The organism is Stenotrophomonas sp. GW821-FHT09E08 (assembly GCF_059416125.1).
The window spans coordinates 501,423-518,124 of sequence record NZ_JBWKOO010000001.1; the positions used below are offsets into that span (position 1 = coordinate 501,423).

At 68.1% G+C, this 16,702-nt stretch carries 18 protein-coding genes; 11 read left to right on the forward strand and 7 right to left on the reverse strand.

Annotation, left to right across the window (positions count from 1 at the left end; all coding sequences use genetic code 11):
• Positions 1-50: 50 nt before the first annotated feature.
• Both AC07M7_RS02280 and AC07M7_RS02285 read left to right on the forward strand, forming a co-directional pair.
• Entirely contained in the window at positions 51-1,022 is a 972-nt protein-coding gene (locus AC07M7_RS02280) for an FAD:protein FMN transferase (protein WP_495206650.1), read from the forward strand.
• Positions 1,019-2,623, forward strand: a complete 1,605-nt coding sequence (locus AC07M7_RS02285; protein ID WP_495206651.1) for a sulfite reductase subunit alpha — start codon at positions 1,019-1,021, stop codon at positions 2,621-2,623. The genes AC07M7_RS02280 and AC07M7_RS02285 overlap by 4 nt, the downstream gene beginning before the upstream one ends.
• An 89-nt stretch (positions 2,624-2,712) precedes the next feature.
• Here AC07M7_RS02285 and AC07M7_RS02290 read toward each other — a convergent pair whose 3' ends face one another.
• The 4 genes from AC07M7_RS02290 to AC07M7_RS02305 form a co-directional block, all read right to left on the reverse strand.
• On the reverse strand, positions 2,713-3,324 hold the full coding sequence (locus AC07M7_RS02290) for a HutD/Ves family protein (protein ID WP_295377295.1): 612 nt from the start codon (positions 3,322-3,324) through the stop codon (positions 2,713-2,715).
• Between the two features lie 34 nt (positions 3,325-3,358).
• Positions 3,359-4,084, reverse strand: coding sequence for a murein L,D-transpeptidase catalytic domain family protein (locus tag AC07M7_RS02295; protein WP_012510304.1), 726 nt, complete (start codon positions 4,082-4,084; stop codon positions 3,359-3,361).
• A gap of 18 nt (positions 4,085-4,102) precedes the next feature.
• Positions 4,103-5,188, reverse strand: coding sequence for a L,D-transpeptidase (locus tag AC07M7_RS02300; RefSeq protein WP_495206652.1), 1,086 nt, complete (start codon positions 5,186-5,188; stop codon positions 4,103-4,105).
• A gap of 352 nt (positions 5,189-5,540) precedes the next feature.
• On the reverse strand, positions 5,541-5,867 hold the full coding sequence (locus AC07M7_RS02305) for a ComEA family DNA-binding protein (protein ID WP_253079414.1): 327 nt from the start codon (positions 5,865-5,867) through the stop codon (positions 5,541-5,543).
• A 199-nt stretch (positions 5,868-6,066) separates the two neighbouring features.
• Here AC07M7_RS02305 and AC07M7_RS02310 point away from each other — a divergent pair, with 199 nt between their 5' ends.
• The 4 genes from AC07M7_RS02310 to murU all read left to right on the forward strand — a co-directional run bounded on the left by AC07M7_RS02310 (position 6,067) and on the right by murU (position 9,697).
• On the forward strand, positions 6,067-7,560 hold the full coding sequence (locus AC07M7_RS02310; RefSeq protein WP_126928499.1) for a M20 family metallopeptidase: 1,494 nt from the start codon (positions 6,067-6,069) through the stop codon (positions 7,558-7,560).
• 70 nt (positions 7,561-7,630) lie between these two features.
• Positions 7,631-7,900 (forward strand): GlsB/YeaQ/YmgE family stress response membrane protein, encoded by a 270-nt coding sequence (locus AC07M7_RS02315; protein ID WP_088024918.1) that lies wholly within the window; start codon positions 7,631-7,633, stop codon positions 7,898-7,900.
• A 64-nt stretch (positions 7,901-7,964) separates the two neighbouring features.
• Positions 7,965-8,990, forward strand: a complete 1,026-nt coding sequence (locus AC07M7_RS02320; protein ID WP_253079415.1) for an aminoglycoside phosphotransferase family protein — start codon at positions 7,965-7,967, stop codon at positions 8,988-8,990.
• Entirely contained in the window at positions 8,987-9,697 is a 711-nt protein-coding gene (gene murU / locus AC07M7_RS02325) for an N-acetylmuramate alpha-1-phosphate uridylyltransferase MurU (RefSeq protein ID WP_495206653.1), read from the forward strand. Before AC07M7_RS02320 ends, murU begins: the two co-directional genes overlap by 4 nt.
• Positions 9,698-10,212: 515 nt before the next feature.
• Here the strand turns inward: murU and hda are convergent.
• The 3 genes from hda to AC07M7_RS02340 are packed head-to-tail and all read right to left on the reverse strand — an operon-like array spanning position 10,213 to position 13,225.
• On the reverse strand, positions 10,213-10,920 hold the full coding sequence (hda, locus tag AC07M7_RS02330) for a DnaA regulatory inactivator Hda (protein WP_032130359.1): 708 nt from the start codon (positions 10,918-10,920) through the stop codon (positions 10,213-10,215).
• On the reverse strand, positions 10,920-12,089 hold the full coding sequence (locus AC07M7_RS02335; RefSeq protein ID WP_495206654.1) for an AI-2E family transporter: 1,170 nt from the start codon (positions 12,087-12,089) through the stop codon (positions 10,920-10,922). The genes hda and AC07M7_RS02335 overlap by 1 nt, the downstream gene beginning before the upstream one ends.
• On the reverse strand, positions 12,086-13,225 hold the full coding sequence (locus AC07M7_RS02340) for a DUF2066 domain-containing protein (RefSeq protein ID WP_046982521.1): 1,140 nt from the start codon (positions 13,223-13,225) through the stop codon (positions 12,086-12,088). Before AC07M7_RS02340 ends, AC07M7_RS02335 begins: the two co-directional genes overlap by 4 nt.
• A gap of 99 nt (positions 13,226-13,324) precedes the next feature.
• On the opposite strand from AC07M7_RS02340, the gene purM reads away from it, so the two are divergent.
• The 5 genes from purM to purN are packed head-to-tail and all read left to right on the forward strand — an operon-like array spanning position 13,325 to position 16,671.
• Positions 13,325-14,383: a phosphoribosylformylglycinamidine cyclo-ligase gene (purM, locus tag AC07M7_RS02345; RefSeq protein ID WP_136640043.1), complete on the forward strand. Its 1,059-nt coding sequence runs from the start codon at positions 13,325-13,327 to the stop codon at positions 14,381-14,383.
• Positions 14,384-14,405: 22 nt separating this feature from the next.
• The gene (locus AC07M7_RS02350; protein ID WP_495206655.1) at positions 14,406-14,894 is read left to right on the forward strand and encodes a hypothetical protein; all 489 of its coding nucleotides are present in this window, start codon (positions 14,406-14,408) and stop codon (positions 14,892-14,894) included.
• Positions 14,891-15,313, forward strand: a complete 423-nt coding sequence (locus AC07M7_RS02355; RefSeq protein ID WP_426354131.1) for a hypothetical protein — start codon at positions 14,891-14,893, stop codon at positions 15,311-15,313. Before AC07M7_RS02350 ends, AC07M7_RS02355 begins: the two co-directional genes overlap by 4 nt.
• Before the next feature lie 39 nt (positions 15,314-15,352).
• Entirely contained in the window at positions 15,353-16,015 is a 663-nt protein-coding gene (locus tag AC07M7_RS02360; RefSeq protein WP_426354133.1) for a DUF2238 domain-containing protein, read from the forward strand.
• Entirely contained in the window at positions 16,012-16,671 is a 660-nt protein-coding gene (gene purN, locus AC07M7_RS02365) for a phosphoribosylglycinamide formyltransferase (protein WP_426354135.1), read from the forward strand. The genes AC07M7_RS02360 and purN overlap by 4 nt, the downstream gene beginning before the upstream one ends.
• The last annotated feature ends 31 nt before the right edge of the window (positions 16,672-16,702 follow it).

Sequence of the window (16,702 nt, forward strand, 5' to 3'; positions counted from 1 at the left end):
TGGACCGCGATGCCGGGCAGGCCCCGGCATCGCGCCTGCAGCACACCACCATGACAGATCCCCTGCTCGACATCGCCCGCCTCGGTGGCACCACCATGGGCACCACCTGGAGCGTGTCGCTGGTCGCGTCGCGCCAGCGCGACCTGTATCCGCTGCATGCCGGCATCCAGGCGCGGCTGGATGAGGTGGTCGCGCAGATGAGTACCTGGGAACCCGGTTCAGACCTCAGCCGCTACAACCGCGCCGACGCCGGCCAATGGTGCGCGTTGCCGGCCGAAACACGCCACGTTCTGGCCTGCGCACAGGCCATCGCTTCCGCCAGTGGCGGCGCCTTCGATCCCACCATCGGTCCGCTGGTTGCACTGTGGGGCTTCGGTGCACATGCCGGTGAACGCCGCCAGCCCGACGACGCTACCCTGCAGGCCACGCGTGATCGCTGCGGTTGGCAGCGCCTGCAGTGGCAGGACGATGCGCTGCTGCAACCGGGCGGGCTGGAACTGGATCTCTCTGCTATCGCCAAGGGCTTCGGCGTCGATCACGTCGCTGCCTGGCTGCGTGGACAGGGTATCTCTGCTGCGCTGATCGAAGTCGGCGGCGAACTGGCCGGCTACGGCCGCAAGCCGGACGGCCAGCCGTGGCGGGTGCTGGTGGAGTCCGCACCCGAAGAAGACGCGTACACCGATACCCCGCCACGAGTGCTGGCGCTGGACGGCAAGGCGGTGGCCACCTCCGGCGATCGCTGGCACCAGTACCAAGCCGATGGCGAGGCCTACAGCCACAGTCTCGACCCGCGTACCGGCATGCCGGTGCGCCAGGTAGCCGCGGCAGTAACCGTGGTGGCCGACGACGCCATGCACGCCGATGCCTGGGCCACGGCACTGACCGTGCTCGGCCGTGACGCGGGCATGGCACTGGCCGAGCGCGAAGGACTGGCTGCGCGCTACCTGCAGCGTGCGGCAGACGGCCCGCAGGAATTTCTCAGCAGCGCCTTCCAGCACCTGCTCGACGAGCAGGGCTCATGAGCACCCGTCCGTCGCGCGCGTGGCTCGGCAACGCACTGGTTCTGCTCCTGCTGGCAGTGATCGGCTGGGCGCTGCTGCGCCTGCATCTCGGCGAAGCGTGGTGGCGGGGCGCACCACCGGCGCGGCAGTCGCAGATCGCGGTGCTCGCCACAGTGCTGTATGCGCTGGCCTGCGCGGCACTGTGGTGGCGCGGGCGCCCGCGCGACGATGCCGCAACCGCAGACACCCCACCGATCCTGCTGGTCTGGTCCAGCCAGACCGGCTTCGCGCGTGAGCTGGCCGAGCGAAGCGCCGAGGCCCTGCGCGCTGCCGGCCTGCCGGTACGCGTGCGCGGCCTGCACGAAGTGGACACGGCGCTGCTGGCCAGCAGCCAGCGCGCGCTGTTCATCGCCAGTACCTCCGGCGAAGGGGACCCGCCCGACCATGCCCTGCCCTTCCTGCGCGGGGTGATGACCATACCGCCGCCGCTGCAGCACCTGCACTACGGCGTGCTGGCTCTGGGTGATCGCAGCTATGGCCACTTCTGCGGATTCGGCCACCAGCTCGACCAGTGGCTGCGCCAGCACGGCGCGCATCCGCTGTTCGACGCGATCGAAGTCGACAACGCCGATCCGGCGGCGCTGCGTCATTGGCAGCAGTTGCTGGGTCTACTCGGTGGTGGTGCCAGCGAACTGCCGGACTGGAGCCCGGCCGAGTACCAACCGTGGACGCTGCTGCAACGCGAGCACCTGAACCCAGGCAGCCCCGGCGGCCCCGTGTATTGGTTGCGCCTGCAGCCTCCCGCTGGCGTCGACGTGCAGTGGCAGGCCGGCGACATCGCCGAAATCGGTCCGCAGCACGCAGCCAACACCGCGCGTACCTGGTTGGATGCGCAGGGCTTCGATGCGGACACCGTGCTGGATGACGGGCAGACACTGCTGGCCCGTGTCTCACGCTCGCACCTGCCCTCGCTGGTTCCACCGGGCGACCTGCCTGCGTTGCTGGCGACCCTGCAGCCATTGCCGCATCGCGAGTACTCGATCGCCTCGGTGATGACCGACGGTGCGGTCGAGCTGCTGCTGCGCCGCCAGCTGCGCGCCGATGGCACGCCCGGCATCGGCAGCGGCTGGCTGTGCGACTACGCAGCCATCGGAGAAGCGGTGCAGCTGCGCCTGCGCCGCAACGACAATTTCCACGGCGTGGCCGCCGACGTTCCACTGCTGCTGATCGGCAATGGCACCGGCATCGCCGGCCTGCGCGCGCACCTGCACGAACGCACGCGCAATGGTGCACGGCGCACCTGGCTGCTGTTCGGTGAGCGCACCGCCGCGCACGACTTCCACTTCGGTGAAGAACTGCAGGCGATGCTGGCCGACGGCAGGCTGGCGCGGCTGGATGCAGTGTTCAGCCGCGACGGCGACGCGCATCGCTATGTGCAGGACCGGCTGCTGGCCGAAGCGGCAACGCTTCGCCAGTGGGTCGATGAAGGCGCGACGATCCTGGTCTGCGGCAGCCTGCAGGGCATGGCCCCGGCGGTGGATGCAGTGATCGAGCAGGTGCTGGGCGCCGCGGGCAAGGAAGCGCTGCTGCTGGCCAGTCGTTACCGGCGCGATGTGTATTGAGGTCGCCGCCTTCTGGTGGGTGCGAACCTTGGTTCGCACCGTGACGCGGTGTCGGTGGCCGCATTCACGCACGGCTCGGCTCTACACGGTCATGCCGCCATTGCCGCGCTGACCCGTATCGCCAACAACTCGCCGCCTCCCTGCAGCGCATGCCGTTGCCGCTCACCGGCCGCCAACCACGCGGTATCGCCCGCCTGCAGCGCCGGCAGGCCACTGTCGGCACCAAACTCCGCCTGCCCGGCCAGCAGATGCAGCGCCCAGGCCACACCCGGTTCGCAGAAGAAGAACATGGCGCCCACCAGCGGCCGGTGCAGCAGCTCGGCCTGCAGCAGCTCGCGCTTCCACATCAGGTTGAAGTCGTGGGTGGTGCCATCGATCAGTTCGCCGTGCAGCGCTTCCTCACCGGCAAAACGCACGCGCCCGTGCGGTGGCAGCACCTCGGCCACACGGCCAGCGTCGAAGCGAAGACGCACACCATTGCCCTGCAGCAGCACCAGCTCACGCTCCACGCCGGGGAAGGCAGAGAACGCGGCATCCTGCTCGATCTCGGCCACCGACAGGCGCAGCGCCCAGTCATCGCCCTGCGCCGGCAGGCGCAGGATCTCGCGGGTCCAGCCAAGTCCATTCCGCCAACGTTCGCGGCGGTAGTCCAGGCTGGAGATCACCTGGCTCGGAGTGTGCAGCAGGGAGTCGATGTTCATCCGCGCATTGCATCATGCCGCGCGCCGTCGTGCATCACCGCGTGGCGAGCGTGCCCTGGCCACCGCACTCGCCGGCCAGCAGCTGCGAGTGTTTCAACCAATCCTGGTCGGGGTAGTAAGCAAACACCATCGTGCCGCCACGCAACGCATCGATCAGCGGCTTGGCCACCGACAGCCGCACCGCCGGGCAACCCAGGCTGCGGCCCAGCCGCCCCTGCAGCTGCGCGGTAGCCGGGTTCACGTATGGCGCACCATGGATGACGATGGCTCGGTCACGCGCGCGGTCGTTGAAGCCCGGTTCCAGCCCGGCCAGGCGCAGCGAATAGCCGTTGCCGCCCATGTAGGTCTCCTGCGCGGTGAACGCGCCGAGGCTGGACATGAAACTGCCATCGCGGTTCGAGAAGTGCTCAGTGCGGTTCTCGCCGCTGTTGCGGCCATGCGCCACCCATTCCTCGAACAGCAGGCGCTGGTGGGCCAGGTCGAACACCCACAGGCGCGGCTCGGTGGACGGCCGCGAATAGTCGATCACGCTGAGGCGATCGCCATTGATGCCCAGCTCCGGCCGCTGCAGCGCACAGCGCATGGCGTGCGCCGCCAACTGCAACACGTGGCGGTCGGCCTTGGGCGCACTGCGCGACAGCAAGGCAGCCAGATCATCGGCGCTGGTGGCAAGGGCGGGCGTCTGTGCCAGCGCCGGGGCGCTGGCCGAGGTCGCCAGCAGGCCGAACGCGGCCAGCCGGCACAGGCGGGATGCAGTCATGGGCACAGCAGGGGGGACTCAGTTGCCCTTGAGGGTGGACCCTGGCGGCTCGGATTCCAAGACCGGCTGCATTCCGGATTCAGCCGGGCTTGGGCGGACCGCCGGCAGCGAGGTCACCAGCAGGGTCGTGCCCGGCACCAGCACCTGGTACAGCTGGCGGGCGAAATCGACCGGCAGCGCCATCGGCAGCGAAGGCGTGGCCAGCAGGTCCGGGGTAGCTTGGGCGCGGTCCTGGCCCAGCAGCGGATAGGCGGTCCACTGGTGCAGGCGCTGGTTCACGTCCAGCGGGCTGGGTGTGTCGCTGTAACCCTGCCCCATCACGAACAGCGTGGTGCCCTGGAAGGCCGGCAGGGCGTCGGCCTTCAGTGGCGACTCGCCGATCATCACGCCATCGCGCAGCACGTACAGGCGCTGGTCGTGCAGGCTGACCAGGATGCCGACCTGCCCCGCCGGCGCCGCGCTGTCGTTCCACCAGGCCTGCGCCGGCGCCCCGCCCTCGGTCTCCGGCAGGGCCTGGCCGCGCGCGTTGACCGGCGCCAGCACCGACGGATAGGCCAGGGTCATCGGCGAGCTCTTGGCATCGGCCACGACCACGGTGTCGCCGCGCTGGGTTTCACTGAACAGCTTCTGCGCGAAAGCCTGCGGCAGCCGCACGCAGCCGTGCGAGGCCGGATGCCCGGGCAGGCTGCCGCCATGCAGGGCGATGCCGTCCCAGGTCAGCCGCTGCATGTACGGCATCGGCGCGCTGTTGTAGAGGTTGGACTTGTGGTCCTTGTCCTTCTGCAGGATGGTGAACACACCCGTTGGCGTCTCGTGCCCGGCCTTGCCCGAGCTGATCGTGGTCAGGCCGATGGCAATGCCGTTGCGGTACACGTAGGCGCGCTGTTCATCGAGGCTGACCACCAGCACGATCGGTCCGGTCGGCGAGATTTCCGGATGCCACAGGTACTCGCCCGGCTTCAGGTCGGTCGGTCCGCGCACTTCGGCGGTGCTGGCTGCGGCAGCTGCAGGTTTGGCAGCCGACGCCGGCGCAGCGGCATGGGCCAGCAGCGGCAACGCCAGTGCAAGGGCGAGCATCAGGGTGGTGGGGCGGTGCAGAAGCATCCAGCGGGTGTCCTTTCCATGCGGAGCGGCCACCGTACACCATCGGCCTGTGGTGGCCGCGGCAAAACCAGGCGCCGGAAATGAAACTGCCCGGCGACACAGCCATGTGTCGTACCGGGCAATCGTTACGTCCTTGTCGGCCTGCTGCTGCCCCCTCGCATCCTGCGCTGTGGGGGTAGCGTTGCATCCTGCACGCGGCCGCGTCTGTCCTGTTTGTATCTCAGCCCCTTCCACAGGTCTGTGATGCCACCATCCTGGTGATTGGTGCCGCGTCCTGCGGCGGTCGGTGGTCAAGGCCTTCCTGTCCGTGACCGGTGAACCAGCCTCCTGCCGGTTCCGACGATTCCTGCTGTCAGCGCCTCGGTACGGTTCGCACCGGTACCGATCCAGGTACCGGATCCGCCGGCAACAACCTGTTGCCTACGGTGATCCGCTGTCGATTCCGTTCGACGATTGCTTTCCCTATCCCCTTCACCTGCGTCAGGTCCTCGACGCGATGAAACGGGCCGTGTCTGCGCCGGTGCTCGACGATCGCCTCGGCCTTGGCGGCTCCGACCATCGTCAATCCCTGCTGCAGCGCCTGGACATCGGCGCGGTTGATGTCGATCGGTTCGGCGGCATGCGCCCCAGCGATCCACATGACCAGCACCAGTGCCCTCAACACGACACTCCAAGGCACGACGTGTATTTCCTTGTGATTCTGGCCGTCCCGACCGGCAATCCCGTCGGTAGGAACAGTGTCCGTCACCACATGCACACAGCCTATCGGTTTCCTGGATTTCTAAAAGCCAGCCAAATACCCGACGTGATGTAGGAAAAACCCTACCCGGGCCACAGGCGTAGAATGGCCGGATCAGCCCATGCAACCGGAGTTTCAGATGGACAGCGCCAAGCTCGGCCAATTCGTCAATGACAAGTGGGACAGCGAAATCGTCCCGCAGTTGGTCGACTACATCCGCATTCCCAACAAGTCGCCGATGTTCGACGCCAATTGGGTGCAGAACGGCTACATGGAACAGGCGGTCACGCTGATGGAGAACTGGGCCAAGGCCCAGCAGCTGCCCGGCCTGAAGGTTGAAGTGGTCCGCCTGGAAGGCCGTACCCCGCTGATCTTCCTGGAAATTCCGGCTACCGGCGCCGAAACCGGCGACGACACCATCCTGCTCTACGGCCACCTTGACAAGCAGCCGGAAATGACCGGCTGGGACGACGACCTCGGCCCGTGGACCCCGGTCCTGCGCGGCGACAAGCTGTATGGCCGCGGCGGTGCGGACGACGGCTACGCCATCTTCGGCTCGCTGGCCGCCGTGCTGGCGCTGCAGGCCCAGGGCCTGCCGCACGCCCGCTGCGTGGTGCTGATCGAAGCCTGTGAAGAGTCGGGCAGCTACGACCTCCCGGCCTACGTCGACCACCTGGCCGACCGCATCGGCAAGCCGTCGCTGGTGGTGTGCCTGGATTCGGGCTGCGCCAACTACGACCAGCTGTGGTGCACCACCTCGCTGCGCGGCCTGACCGGCGGCAACTTCACCGTGAAGGTGCTCAACGAAGGCGTGCATTCCGGCGATGCCTCCGGCGTGGTGCCGTCCAGCTTCCGCCTGCTGCGCCAACTGCTGTCGCGCATCGAGGACCAGGACACCGGCCGCATCCTGATCGACGGCATGAACGTTGAAATTCCGGCCGAGCGCCAGGCGCAGGCCAAGCGCGCCGCCGAAGTGGTCGATACCGAGATCTTCGAGAAATTCCCGATGGTCGACGGCCTGCGTCCGATGAACGAGGACCTGACCGAGCTGGTGCTCAACCGCACCTGGCGCCCGGCGCTGTCGGTCACCGGCGTGGGTGGCATGCCGGCGCTGGAATCGGCCGGCAACGTGCTGCGTCCGCAGACCTCGGTGAAGCTGTCGCTGCGCCTGCCGCCGACTGCCGACGGCAAGACCTGCGGTGAGCTGCTGAAGGAAGCGCTGCTGCGCGATCCGCCGAACGGCGCGCAGGTCACCCTGGACCTGGAAAAGGCCTCCACCGGCTGGAACGCGCCGGCCATGGCGCCGTGGCTGACCCAGGCCATCGACGACGCCAGCCAGGCCTTCTTCGGCAAGCCGGCGATGTACATGGGCGAAGGCGGCTCGATCCCGTTCATGGGCATGCTGGGTGAGAAATTCCCGGGCGCCCAGTTCATGATCACCGGCGTGCTCGGCCCGCACTCCAATGCACACGGCCCGAACGAGTTCCTGCACATCCCGATGGGCAAGAAGGTCACCGCCTGCGTGTCCAAGGTGATCAGCGAGCACTACGCCGCCAGCCTGCGCGGCGAGACCAGCGGTTCGCCGGTGGCTGCCGACAGCGGCACCCGCCACGGCGACCACGGCTGCTGCTGATAGCGGCACACCGTGACGGACGCAGCCTGGCCTTGCTAGGCTGCGTCCACTCTTGGTGGGAATCACGCGCATGAATGGTCTGTTCGGCAGCAGCAGCTGGCTCTACATCATCCTGGTCGGCTTCTTCGTCGGCCTGCTCGGGCGTTTCTTCATGCCCGGCAACAACCGCATGGGCTGCCTGCTGACCATCGTACTGGGCATCCTCGGTGCGCTGCTGGCCGGCTGGTTCGGCCAGTACATGGGCTGGTACGCCGCCGGTGAGCCGGCCGGTTTCTTCGGTGCGGTGGTGGGCGCCGTCGTCGTGCTGGCGATCCTGCGCCTGTTCAGCGGTCGCCGCTGACCCTGCCCCTCCTTCCTTTCCTGTTGCCGACGTTGGCGCGCCCGGCGCGCCCGGATATGCCTGCATGACCGAACCCGCCTCCGATCCCCAGCGCAGCGCGCAGCGCCTGCAGTGGGCCCGTACCCAGCTCGATGATTCCAGTGCGGTGGTCGAACGCGCTTCGGTCGATGCCGGCATGCGCAGTTACTGGCGCACCACCAGCACGCGCGGCAGCCACATCGTGATGGACGCCCCGCCGGGGCTGGAAGATCCGCGCCCGTGGCTACGCATGCGCGGCCTGCTGCACGACAACGGCCTGCGCGTGCCCGCGCTGCTGGCACAGGATCTGGATGCCGGCTTCCTGCTGCTGGAAGATCTCGGCGGCCCGACCCTGGCGAAGATCCTCGACGAGCGCAACGCTGACGAATGGTTCGGCCGTTCGATCGAACAGCTGCTGCGCCTGCAGGCGATCCCGGTGCCGGCTGACTTCGGCCAGTTCGGTGAAGCGCTGCTGCAACGCGATGCCGGCCTGTTCGACGAATGGTTCCTGCAGCGCCACCTCCACCTGGAGCTGGACTGCGGCGAGATCGAAGGCCTGCAGCTGGTACACCGCCGGTTGATGGATAACGCCCTGGGCCAGGCGCAGCTGCTGACCCATCGCGATTACATGCCGCGCAACCTGATGCCGGTCGACGACGGTCCGGCGGTGCTGGATTTCCAGGACCTGGTGCGTGGTCCGATCGCCTACGACGCGGTGAGCCTGTTCAAGGACGCATTCCTGAGCTGGCCACTGCAGCGCGTGGACGAGTGGCTGGCGCAGTACCACGAGCGTGCGCGCAGCGCTGGCCTGCCGGTGCCCGACCGCGCCACCTTCCTGCGCGATGCAGACTGGATGGGCATCCAGCGCCACGTGAAGATCCTCGGCCTGTTCTGCCGCCTGCGCTATCGCGACAACAAGGGCCATTACCTCGACGACGCGCCGCGCTTCATCACCTATCTGGATGAAGTGCTGCCGCGCTACCGCGAACTGGCGCCGCTGCAGCTGCTGCTCGAAGACCGCATCAAGCCGGCGCTGGCCGAGCTGGCGGCACCGATGCGCGTGGCCCGATGAAAGCACTGGTCTTTGCCGCCGGCCTGGGCGAGCGCATGCGCCCGCTGACCCTGCACACGCCCAAGCCGCTGCTGGAAGTGGCCGGCAAGCCGCTGATCGTCTGGCACCTGGAGCGCCTCGCGGCATTGGGTGTGCGCGAGGTGGTGGTCAACACCGCATGGCTGGCCGAGCAGTTCCCGGCGACGCTGGGGGATGGCAGCCAATGGGGCCTGCAACTGCATTTCCTGTACGAAGGGCCGACCCCGCTGGAAACCGGCGGCGGCATCCTCAACGCATTGCCGGTGCTGGGCGACGCCCCGTTCCTGGTCGTGAACGGCGACATCTGGACCGATTTCGATTTCGCCACGCTACCGCGCGAGCCACAAGGCCAGGCACACCTGGTGCTGGTCGACAATCCGGTTCAGCACCCCGAAGGTGACTACCGCCTCGATGCGCAGGGGCTGCTGCACCACGACCGCGAAGGACCGTGCCTGACCTATGCCGGCATCGGCGTGTATCACCCTTCCGTCGTGGCCGACTGGCGCACGGTGATCGGCGATGCGCCGGGCAGCGAGCGGATGCCACCGAAGTTCTCGGTGGTGCCGCTGCAGAAGCATTTCATGGCGCAGGGCTTGATGACGGGTCAACACCATCGCGGGCGCTGGACCGACGTCGGGACGGTGGATCGCCTGCGCGCGCTGGATGTTGAGTTGGCAGCGAACGGCTGAGCCCCTCGTGGTTGGACGCTCAGATCAAAAGCCGTGCTTGGCCGGGCGGGTGGGCCATGCAGGGGACGCTGCAAGTACGTCCCTGTAAGCTCGATGGCGCCATCCATGGCGCCAACGCCCCTGCATGGCCCACCCGCCCGGCCTCTGACAGTTTCCGTGGGCGTCCAGCCACGGAAAAGGAAAAAGAAAAGCAAAAGCGGGTCGCGTCGCTACGCTCGCTCTGGTGTCGACCAAGGTCGACACCCACCACATGCAAGACGCGTCGACACCCACCAACAGCAGTGCAGTACGCAGTCCCGGCAGATCGCGGGAATCTGTCGAAGGCGGGGTGGCTCAGGTTGCGGGGGCGTGAGCGCCATGGATGGCGCGATCGAGGCTACAGGGACGTACTTGCGCCGTCCCCCGCAACCTGAGCCACCCCGCCATCCCACGGATAGCCAGCTTTTGACGTTGACGTTGCTTCGGCTTCGGCTTCGGCGGGTGCAGGGCGCAGCCCTGCAAAGCAAACCCCACCCTCAGTAACGCGGCCGGCCTTCTTCCAGCACCTGACGCAGGAACGGCACGGTGATCCGCCGCTTCGCCGCCAGCGACTCCCGGTCCAGCCAGTCCAGCAGCGTGATCAACCCACCCAGCTCGCGCCCGGTGTGCGACAGCAGCCACTCGATGGACGCTTCGTCGATGGCCAGGCCACGCCGCAGCGCACGCTCGCGCAGCACCGCTGCCCGCCCTTCCTCGTCCAGCGGCTGCAGCAGCACACGCACGCACTGGCCCAGCCGCGAACGCAGGTCGGGCAGTACCAGGCCCAGTTCTTCCGGCGCCTTCTGCGCGGTGTACAGCACGGTCACGCCCGCAGCGCGCGCGCGGTTGTGGAAATCGAACAGCGCGATCTCGTCCTCGCGGTTGCCGGCGACCTCGTCCAGGCCGTCCAGCGCCACCAGCTCGCGCGCCTCAAGCCCATCCAACGCCGCGCGTACGCGGCCGGCGGCGCTGGCCAGCGGTACGTAGGTCGGCAGTCGCCCGGCCTGCTCGGCGCTGGAGCACATCGCCAGCGCCTGGTGGGTCTTGCCCGTGCCCGCCGCACCTTCCAGGTAGACCCAATCGTGGCTGGCGCCGACCGCGATCGCGCGCAGCTGCGCCAGCGCGCCATCCGGCGCGCCGATGAAGGTCTCCAGGCGCTGGTCCCTCGGGTAATGCAGGGCCAGCGGCAGTTGCGGCACACCCATCACTTCAGGTCGGGGCCCTTGTCGTTCGGAATGATGATATGGGGGGCATCGACCACGCCATCAAGCACGATCGCCGGCTTCTCACCCACGTACAGTTCACTCTGCCGGTAGCGCTGGTGCGCATAGCGCAGCAGCACGTTGGTCACCGCTGCCACCGGCAGTGCCAGCAGCATGCCGAGGAAGCCGAACAGCTGGCCACCGGCCATCACCGCAAAGATCACCGCCACCGGGTGCAGGCCGATCTTGTCGCCGACGATGCGCGGGGTCAGCACGTAGCTTTCCAGCAACTGACCCACGGTGAACACCACGCCGACCAGGATCAGCAGCTTCAGGTCGAAGCCCTGCGCCTGCACCAGCGCGGCCACGATGGCCATCAGGATGCCGGTGGTCGCGCCCAGGTAGGGAATGAAACTGATCAGGCCGGCGATCAGGCCGATCAACAGGCCCAGCTTGAGGCCGACCAGCGACAGGCCACCGGCATAGATCACGCCCAGCGCCAGCATCACCAGGAACTGCCCGCGGATGAATGCACCGAGCACTTCGTTGGATTCGCGCGCCAGCGCGGAGATGGTGCCGATCTGGTTGCGCGGGATCACCGACGCGACACGCTCGACCAGCTTGTCCCAGTCACGCAGGAAGTAGAACGCCAGGATCGGCAGCAGCAGGATGTTGACCACCCAGGTCACCATCGCAAAGCCCGAGCGCGAGACGTAACCCATGAACGTGGTGGCAAAGCCGCCCGCCTGCTGCCAGTGGCTGCGCACCCATTCGATCAGGCGGTCCGGATCCATCCACTGCATCACTTCCAGACCGGTCTTCTGCTCGAACCAGGGAATGCCCTTTTCCATCAGCCACGCCTGCGCCTGCGGCGCAACCGCGATCAGGGTGGTGATCTGGCGCTCGATCATCGGCACCAGCACCAGCAGCAGCGCCACGATCACCAGCACCATCGCCGCGAACACCAGCACCACGCCGGTCATGCGCGAGCGGCCGGTGGCCTCGATGCGGTCCACCAGCGGGTCGCCCAGCCAGGCCAGTGCCAACGCCAGCACGAACGGAGTCAGGATCGGGGCCAGCAGCCAGACGATCCAGCCGATCAGGCCAGCGAACAGGATGTACTTCAACCGGCGCAGGAACTGCGCGATTTCGGCTTCCGGTGACAGGATCATCGCAGTCGGTACTCGTTGCTGACAGGCGGGGCCACCGGGGTACCGGTGGTGTCATCGATGGGCGTCGGCAGCGCCGGCAGCGGTGCGCTGGGCACCAGCACGCCACCGTCGCCGAGCATGCGGTTGAAGCCGGCCAGGCCGGTGGTCATCTCCAGGCTCAGCTCCAGCTGGCCGGCCGAGGCATGCAGCGGGGTGACGTTGCGCACCACCGGCACCTCGCGCAGGCCAGCGGCCAGGCGCAGGTAGTCGTCGGCGCTGTTGATGCCGGTCACCACCACGCGGTAGGTCCCGGCCTGGCCGGTGGCCACGCCGGCCTTGGCATAGCGCTTGACCAGCGCATCGGCGGCGCCGTCGGCACCAGCGGCCATCGCGCGCATGGCGTTGGCGTCCTTGCTGGTCCACTTGTTCAGTTCACGGCCGTTGTCGACGAACACCCAGTCCGCCTGCCAGCCGCCATTGGCGCGGTACAGCTTGCCGATCAGCTGCATCGGCGGCGAGTAGCGCGAGGAGGCGCGGGCCACCGCGGCGCTGTCCTGGCGCCAGATGGCACCGGCCAGGGCCTGCTCGGCGGCACCGCCGCTGGGCAGGCCCAGCTTGTAGCCGCGTTCTATGGCGCGGTTCAGCAGCGGGCGCGCGGCGTTGGCCTGCTGCACGCTGACCAGGCGCGGGCCGCTGCCGTCGTCGACGGCCAGCCACAGCACCGGCTTCGGCCGCGGCTGCGGCCACAGCGGCAGGCCCAGCGCCGACACCAGCGAATCAACATCATCCTCGCGGAAGCGGGCGACCAGCAGCGTCCGGAAGCTTGGGGCGCCGCCGGCGCCCACGCTCTGGTCCTGCTTGTAGTCGTAGCTGGCCACGTAATCCTTGGCATTGCGCAGCGCCTGCACCACGCCGGGGCGGGACATGGCGTTGCGGTCGCCGGACAACTTGCCCAGCACCACGCTCAGGGCGCGGGCCAGGGCGCCGTTGCGATCGGCCTCGGCTTGGCTGTTGACGGGCACTTCGGCCTCGTACGCGCCACTGGCGGTGGCGACATCACCCTCGGTGCGAAGGCCGCTCTGGGCCATCGTGGCCACCGGCAGGCTCAGCGCAAGGAGCAGGGTCAAAATCAGGCTGCGGCGCATCAGGACATCCATTGGCTCGACGTATCCGGGGGAATTGTTGCCCGAATACGGCCTTTGCGCCAATGCGGCCTGTTAAAATCGCCCGTTCAACCCCTGCCAGCGCCGACGCCCGTGACCAACACCCCGTCTTCCGCCCCTTCCCCCCTCACCTACCGTGATGCGGGTGTCGACATCGACGCCGGCAACGAGCTGGTCGAGCGGATCAAGCCCCTGGTCAAGCGCAGCTTCCGCCCGGAAGTGATGGGCGGCCTGGGTGGCTTCGGCGCCCTGTTCGACCTGTCCAACAAGTACCGCGAGCCGGTACTGGTGTCGGGAACCGACGGCGTGGGCACCAAGCTGAAGCTGGCCCACCAGCTGAACCGCCACGATACGATCGGCATCGATCTGGTCGCCATGTGCGTGAACGACGTGCTCGTGCAGGGCGCCGAGCCGCTGTTCTTCCTGGACTACTTCGCCACCGGCAAGCTGGACATCGACACCGCCGCCGCGGTCGTGGGCGGCATCGCCAACGGCTGCACCGAGGCCGGTTGCGCGCTGATCGGCGGCGAAACCGCTGAAATGCCCGACATGTATGCCCCGGGCGAGTACGACCTGGCCGGCTTCACGGTGGCCGCGGTCGAGAAGAGCGAGCTGAAGGACGGGGCCAGCGTCGCCGCCGGTGACGTGCTGATCGGTATCGCCTCCTCCGGCCCGCACTCCAACGGCTACTCGCTGGTCCGCCGCATCTATGACCGCGCCGGCCGCCCGGCCGAGCTGGAGCTGGAAGGCGGCGTGAAGCTGGTCGACGCGCTGATGGCGCCGACCCGCCTGTACGTCAAGCCGATCCTGTCGCTGCTGAAGTCGCACGGCGCGGCTATCCACGGCATGGCCCACATCACCGGTGGCGGCCTGACCGAGAACATCATCCGCGTGGTACCTGAAGGCCTCGGCCTGGACATCCAGGCCTCGTCCTGGACCCTGCCGCCGGTGTTCCAGTGGCTGCAGAAGGAAGGCGCGGTGGCCGACAGCGAGATGTGGCGGACCTTCAACTGCGGCATCGGCTTCGTGCTGATCGTCGCAGCGGACCAGGTCGATGCCGTATCCGAGGCTGTCCAGGCCCAGGGCCTGGACCACTGGACCATCGGCCAGGTGGTCACCGCTGACGGCGCCGAGCGCGTCCACATCGGCTGATCCCGGCAACCCAGGAGCCCGCATGGACGCAACGCCCCCCTTGTCGCCCGCTCCGGTGCCGCCGCCGCTGGCGACGGTACCGGTGTTCAGTGCGCAGGATGCCGACCACCTGCGCATGCTGGCCATCGCGCACTATGTGGTCGGCGGCCTGATCGCGCTGTTCTCGCTGATCTTCATCATCCACATCGTGCTGGGCATCGCCGCGCTCACCGGCAACCTGCCGATGAATTCCGGCGGCCAGCCGTCGTCGCCTGCGGAGCAACGCCTGTTCGGCTGGATGTTCACCATCATCGGCTGCGTCATCGTGTTCAGTGGCGTCACCCTGGGTGCGTTCGTGGCCTATGCCGGCCGCTGCCTGACCCGTCGCCGCCGCTACCTGCTGTGCCTGATCGTGGCCGGCCTGGCCTGCCTGTTCGCGCCAGTCGGCACCGTGCTGGGGGTGTTCAGCCTGATCACCCTGCTGCGCCCGCAGGTCAAGGCCGCCTTCGACCTGCCTGCCGCGGCCGCATGACCGCCTCCGGCAATCCGCCGCCGCTGCCGCGGCAGACCCTGGCGCAGCTGCAGCTGACCAGCCATCTGCAGACGCTGAAAGTGCTGTTCTACGCGTTGGCCGGCTTCCATTGGGTCGCCACAGTGGCCTTCCTCGGCCTCAGCGGCTGGGTGGCCCACTCACGCGGGCTGGACGATGCCTGGATGCTGACCACGATCTATGCCTCGATCGCCGTGCTGGCCGTCGTGCTCGGCTTCGTGCAGCTGCATACCGCGCGTCTGTTGACGGCCCGCACCGGGCTGGCCTGGTGCCGGCGCGCGGCGTGGCTGGCGGTGCTGGCCGGTCCGCTGGGCATGGCGCTGGCCGCCTATGCATGGGTGTTCCTCGGCAAGCCGGAAATGGCTGCGCTGTTCGACCGCGGCGACCACCTCAGCGTCTGAGCCGGCAGGCAGACGCCCCCCCCCTTCGATCGACCCGACATGTCCTCGCCTGCCATCGCTACCACCGCCGCTGCAAGCGCCTACCGCTTCTCCGGCCCCAAGAAGCTGGCCTTCGCCGCCGTACTGGCGGTGTTCGCGATCAGCTGGATCCATCCGCTGTGGCCGATCGAGCAAGCCCTGCACAGCACGCTGACCGTGATCGGCCTGGCCGCACTGCTGTGGGTCGACCGCCGCGGCGGTTGGCTGGGCAATGGCGCCTTCATCGCGATCTGCGGCTTCATCGCCCTGCACTGCGTGGCAGCGCGCTGGCTGTATTCCAACGTGCCCTATGACGCGTGGTCGCAGGCCCTGTTCGGCTGGTCGCCCAACGTGGCGTTCGGCTGGCAGCGCAATCATTTCGACCGCCTCATCCACTTCCTGTTCGGCGTCTGCTTCACCCCCGCCCTGCTGCAGCTGGCCCGCCACGCCTGGCCGGCGCTGCGGCTGGGCCAGGCCTTCACTCTGGCGGTGATGACGGTGATGTGTGCCAGCCTGGTCTACGAGTGGTTCGAGTGGGCCATCGCGCTGGCCCTGTCGCCGGATGCCGCCGAGGCCTACAACGGCCAGCAGGGCGACATGTGGGACGCGCATGCCGACATGCTGATGGCCACCGTGGGCAGCCTGCTGACCTGGCCGCTGATCCGCCGGAGTTCGCTGCAATGACCACCCCCACCCGTATCGCCGTGCTCGCCTCTGGCCGCGGCAGCAACCTGCAGGCCATCCTCGATGCCATCGGCAGTGGGCACCTGCCGGCTGAAGTGGTCGGCGTGTTCTCCGATCGCCCCACCGCGGAGGCGCTGCAACGCGTGGCACCGGCACTGCGCTGGGCGCATGCACCAAAGGAGTTCAGCGACCGCGCCGCCTACGAGCAGGCACTGGGTGATGCCCTGGCTGCAGTTGAGCCGGACTGGATCATCTGTGCCGGCTACATGCGCATCCTCGGCGCTGGCTTCGTGCAGCGCTTCGATGGCCGCCTGGTCAACATCCACCCGTCGCTGCTGCCGCTGCACAAGGGCCTGGACACGCATGCACGGGCACTGCAGGCCGGCGATACCGAGCACGGTGCCAGCGTGCACCTGGTCGTGCCCGAACTTGACGCAGGTGCAGTGCTGGCCCAGGTGCGTGTCCCGGTGCAGCCAGGCGATGATGCGGACAGCCTGGCCGCGCGCGTGCTGGCGGTGGAACACCCTCTGTTGATCGCCACGCTGCAGCTGCTGTGCGGCGGCCGCCTGGCTGAACGGGAGGGACAACCCTGGCTCGACGGTCACCCCCTGTTTAGCCCATTGGCCCTAGATTCCGCCGGTAACCTGAACCGGTAAGCCCATTGCACACGCCCCGCTGACTGCGGGG